The sequence below is a fragment of the Pseudonocardia pini genome (assembly GCF_013870575.1).
GTDB classification, from domain to species: Bacteria; Actinomycetota; Actinomycetes; order Mycobacteriales; family Pseudonocardiaceae; genus Pseudonocardia; species Pseudonocardia pini.
In genome coordinates, this window is the sequence record NZ_JACBXB010000465.1 from 1 (window position 1) to 4,406 (window position 4,406).

General features: G+C 72.5%; 4 protein-coding genes. 2 read left to right on the forward strand and 2 right to left on the reverse strand.

Annotated elements, in window-relative coordinates; genetic code table 11:
- Window positions 1–536, reverse strand: a 536-nt coding sequence (locus H5J29_RS22390) for a universal stress protein (protein WP_181783009.1), incomplete at its 3' end; no start/stop codon positions are given.
- The gene (locus H5J29_RS22395; RefSeq protein ID WP_181783010.1) at window positions 533–1,957 is read right to left on the reverse strand and encodes an amino acid permease; all 1,425 of its coding nucleotides are present in this window, start codon (window positions 1,955–1,957) and stop codon (window positions 533–535) included. The genes H5J29_RS22395 and H5J29_RS22390, both read right to left, overlap by 4 nt.
- 109 nt (window positions 1,958–2,066) lie before the next feature.
- Here H5J29_RS22395 and H5J29_RS22400 point away from each other — a divergent pair, with 109 nt between their 5' ends.
- Both H5J29_RS22400 and H5J29_RS22405 read left to right on the forward strand, forming a co-directional pair.
- Window positions 2,067–3,899, forward strand: coding sequence for a primary-amine oxidase (locus tag H5J29_RS22400; protein WP_181783011.1), 1,833 nt, complete (start codon window positions 2,067–2,069; stop codon window positions 3,897–3,899).
- On the forward strand, window positions 3,899–4,406 hold a 508-nt coding region (locus H5J29_RS22405; protein ID WP_181783012.1), incomplete at its 3' end, for an AfsR/SARP family transcriptional regulator. The genes H5J29_RS22400 and H5J29_RS22405, both read left to right, overlap by 1 nt.

Here is a 4,406-nt window from a genome sequence, read left to right on the forward strand (position 1 = left end):
AGGAGACCCCTGTGTCCATCGTGTCCGAGCCCGAGGAGACCGTTCCTCCGCCCGTCCGCGGTGCCCCCGAACGCGCACGTCACCCGGGTGATCCGGGCGTCGGCCGCCGGGGCGAACCCGCGGGTGGCCAGCGCCAGCGGCACCTCCGACGAGTGCGCGAGCTGGTTCGCCGCCGAGCCGACGGTGATCCGGCCCAGCGCGGTCTCCGGCGCCGAACCGAGCACGATGACCGAGGCGCCGAGGTCCTTCGCGAGCTCCAGGACGGCCGAGGACACCGAGCGGCCCGCGACCCGGTGACAGGTCACCGGGACGTCCGGGGCGACCTGGGCCCGCGCCCGCTCGAGGGCCTCCGAGGCGTGCTCGGCGGACCAGCCGACGTACTCGGCGTCGATGCGGGCCATCGACGGCGCGGGCCAGGCCTGCGGCACCACGGCCCCGAGCGCGAGCGGCTGCCCGGCCGAGCGGGCGAGGACCGTGCCGAGGGCCAGCGCGTCGGCGCTCGACTCCCCCGGCCGGAACCCGACGAGGACGGTCACGACTCGTCCCGGAGCGCCGAGTGCTTCCGCCCCCACAGCAGGTAGAAGGCCAGCACGATCGCGAGCCACAGGAGGAACCACAGGTACGTGGTCCAGTGCAGGCCGGACAGCACGTACCCGCAGACCAGCACCGACAGCACCGGCGTGACGGGGTAGCCGGGCACCTTGAACCCGCGGGGCAGGTCGGGCCGGGTCCGGCGGAGCACGATCACCCCGACGCTCACCGCGATGAACGCGATCAGGGTGCCGATCGAGACGAGGTCCCACAGCTCGTCGAGCGGGACGAACGCGGCGGCCAGCCCCACGACGATCGCGACGACCACGGTGTTCGTCACCGGGGTCTGGGTCTTCGGGTTCACCTTCGAGAAGGCCTTGGGCAGCATGCCGTCCCGGCCCATCGCGAACAGGATGCGGGTCTGCCCGTACATCACCACCAGGGTCACCGAGAAGATCGAGATCACCGCGCCCGCGGCCAGCACCGTGCCCGGCCAGGCGGTGCCCGTGACGTTCTCCAGGATCCGCGACAGGCCCGCCTCGCCCTGCTCCGGATCGGAGAACGCCGTCCACGGCTGGGTCCCGAGCGCGGCCACCGCGACCAGCACGTACAGCGCGATGACGGCGATCAGCGCCCCGATGATCGCCCGCGGCATGGTCCGCTGCGGGTCCTTCACCTCGTCGCCCGCGGTGGAGACCGCGTCGAGCCCGATGAACGTGAAGAAGATCGTGCCCGCCGCCGCGGTGATGCCCGCGGCGCCCTCGGGCGCGAAGTCCGCGAAGTTGTTCGAGTCGAACGCGGTGAAGGCCACCGCGGCGAACAGCAGCAGCACACCGATCTTGATGACGACCATGATCGCGTTGATCGTGGCCGACTCGCTGGCCCCGCGGATCAGCAGGAACGCGCAGAGGGCCACCAGCAGCACCGCGGGGAGGTTGATGAACCCGCCCTCGACGAACGAGCCGGACAGCGCCTCGGGGAACCGCCAGCCGACCAGGTTCTCCAGCAGCTCGTTGAGGTAGCCGGACCAGCCGACCGCCACCGCGGCCGTCGAGACGCCGTACTCGAGCAGCAGACAGGCCGCGACGACCATCGCGATGATCTCGCCCATGGTCGCGTACGCGTAGGAGTACGTGGAGCCGGAGACCGGCACGGCGCTCGCCATCTCGGCGTAGCAGAGTGCCGACAGGCCCGCCGCGATCCCCGCGATCACGAACGCGACGATCACCGCGGGCCCCGCCAGCGGCACCGCCTCGTGCATCACGAAGAAGACGCCGGTCCCGACGGTGGCGCCGATGCCGAACATCGTGAGCCGGAAGGTCCCGATCATTCGGACGAGGCCCCCGTGGCCCCCCTCGGTGGGTGCGGTGACGGGTTTGCGGCGGAAGATCTCGGCGCGGAACGAACCGCGTTCCTGCAGGGCCATCTCTGGTCCCCCCTCCCCGGAAGTGCTGGGACCGTAGCTCACCACGCAACGGTTTCGGCAGGTTTGCGCCCTTGTTCCCTGCTCGGAGCAGGCGCCAGACTCACGTTTCGTGACCCACCCCCTCGATCCCCTGTCCGCCGACGAGATCCGCGCCGCCGCCGCGATCCTGCGCGAGCGCGGCGTGAGCAGGCCGGAGTGGCGGATCGCGACGATCGCGCTCGTCGAGCCGCCGAAGGACGTCGTCGCCGGGCACCGGCCCGGGCATCCGGTGCTCCGCGAGGCACGGGCCACGGTGTGGCACCTGGAGAGCGGCGAGGTCGTCGTCGGGGTGGTCTCGCTGACCACCGGCGCGGTGCTGGACTGGGCCGTCGTGCCCGGGGTGCAGCCGCACGTGACCGTGGACGAGTGGCACGACTGCGACGACGCCATGCGGGCCCACCCCGCCGTCGTCGAGGCGTTGCGCGGGCGCGGGATCACCGACCCGTCGCTGGCTCTGGTCGACGTCTGGACCTACGGCGGGAACGCGCCCCACCCGGGGCGGGTCGGCTGGTGCGACGTCTGGCTGCGCGCCACCCCCGAGGGCAACCCGTACGCCCACCCCGTCGCGGGCCTGAAGATCCTCGTCGACCTGAACACGATGGAGCTGCTCGAGATCGTGGACCGCGGCGATCCCGGCCGCCCCGAGGTCACCGCCGAGTACGCGGGCCTGCCCACCCGCGAGCCGCTGAGACCGCTGCACGTCCACCAGCCCGCGGGGGTCTCGTTCGAGCTCGACGGACATGCGCTGAGCTGGGCGAACTGGAACCTTCGGGTGGGCTTCACCCCCCGCGAGGGGCTCGTGCTGCACCAGGTGCGGTGGGACGAGCGCCCGGTCGCCCACCGGATGAGCTTCGCGGAGATGGTGGTCCCCTACCGCGACCCCACCCCCGAGCACGCGGACCGCACCGCCTTCGACATCGGCGAGTGGGGCCTGGGCTTCATGACGACCTCGCTCGAGCTGGGCTGCGACTGCCTCGGCGAGATCCGCTACCTCGACGCCGTCGTGAACGACTCCGCCGGCGAGCCGGTGGAGATCCGCAACGCCGTCTGCATCCACGAGGAGGACGACGGCGTGGCCTGGAAGCACGTCGACGGCCGCACCGGTGCCGAGGTCCGACGCTCCCGCCGGCTGGTGGTGTCCTCGCACGTCACGGTGGCCAACTACGAGTACCTGGTCTACTGGCGCCTCTACCTGGACGGCCGGATCGAGTGCGAGGTCCGGGCCACCGGGATCATGGTCACCACCCCGTTCCAGGGCGACCCGCCGCCGTACGGCACGGTCGTGGACCGGCAGACCTACGCCCCCATCCACCAGCACTTCATCGTGGCGCGGCTGGACATGGACGTCGACGGCGAGCGGAACACCGTCGTGATGAGCGAGACCGAGCAGGTCCCGCTCGGCCCGGACAACCCCTCCGGGCTCGCGCTGCGCCAACGCACCGTCCCGCTGCGCAGCGAGCTGGACGCGATCCAGGACGTGTCGTGGGAGACGCAGCGGGTCTGGAAGGTGACCAACCCGGAGCGGCGCAACGCCCTCGGCGCCCCCACCGCCTACACCCTCGTACCCGGCGCGGCGATCCCCGCGATGATCGACGAGTCCTCGCCCGTGTTCCGTCGGGCGCAGGCGATCGGCCACAGCCTGTGGGTCACGCCCTACGCGCGCGACGAGCAATGGCCCTGCGGCGAGTTCGTCGTCCAGTCCACGGAGGACGACGGCCTGCCGGTCTGGACCGCCGAGGACCGCTCGCTGGAGGACGTCGACGTGGTGCTCTGGTACGTCTTCGGCATCCACCACGTCCCCCGCGTGGAGGACTGGCCGGTCATGCCCGTGGACGCGGTGGGTTTCCAGCTCAAACCCAGCGGCTTCTTCGACCGCAACCCCGCCCTCGACCTGCCCGGCTGATGTCCGCCGACCGAGTGCGGTTCCGGCTGCTGGGCGAGATCGAGGTGCTGGTCGACGGGCGTCCGGTCGACGTCGGCCACGCCCGGCAGCGACACGTCCTGGCCGCGCTGCTCGTCGAGGTGGGCCGCCCGGTCGCCGCCGACGACCTGATCGAGCGGGTGTGGGCCGGACGGCCGCCGCACCGCGCCCGGAACACCCTGTCGGCCTACGTGTCGCGGCTGCGCCCGCTGCTGCCCGGTGTGCCGCTCACCCGCGCGACGGGCGGGTACCTCCTCGCGGCCGAGCCGCTCAGCGTGGACCTCCACGAGTTCCGGCACCTGGTCGGCCGAGCCCGCGCGGCGGACGATCCCGAGCTCTACCGCCGGGCGTTGGACCTGTGGCGGGGGCAGCCCTTCGCGGCGATCGAGACCCCGTGGTTCGACGACGTCCGGGCCTCGCTGGTGGCCGAGCGGTACGCGGTCTCGCTCGACCGCACGGACGCGGCACTGCGCGCCGGGCGGCACGCCG

Coding starts and splice junctions, on each gene's coding strand:
- H5J29_RS22395 (WP_181783010.1), bottom strand. CDS start 1,957: ATGGCCCTGCAGGAACGCGGTTCGTTCCGCGCCGAGATCTTCCGCCGC.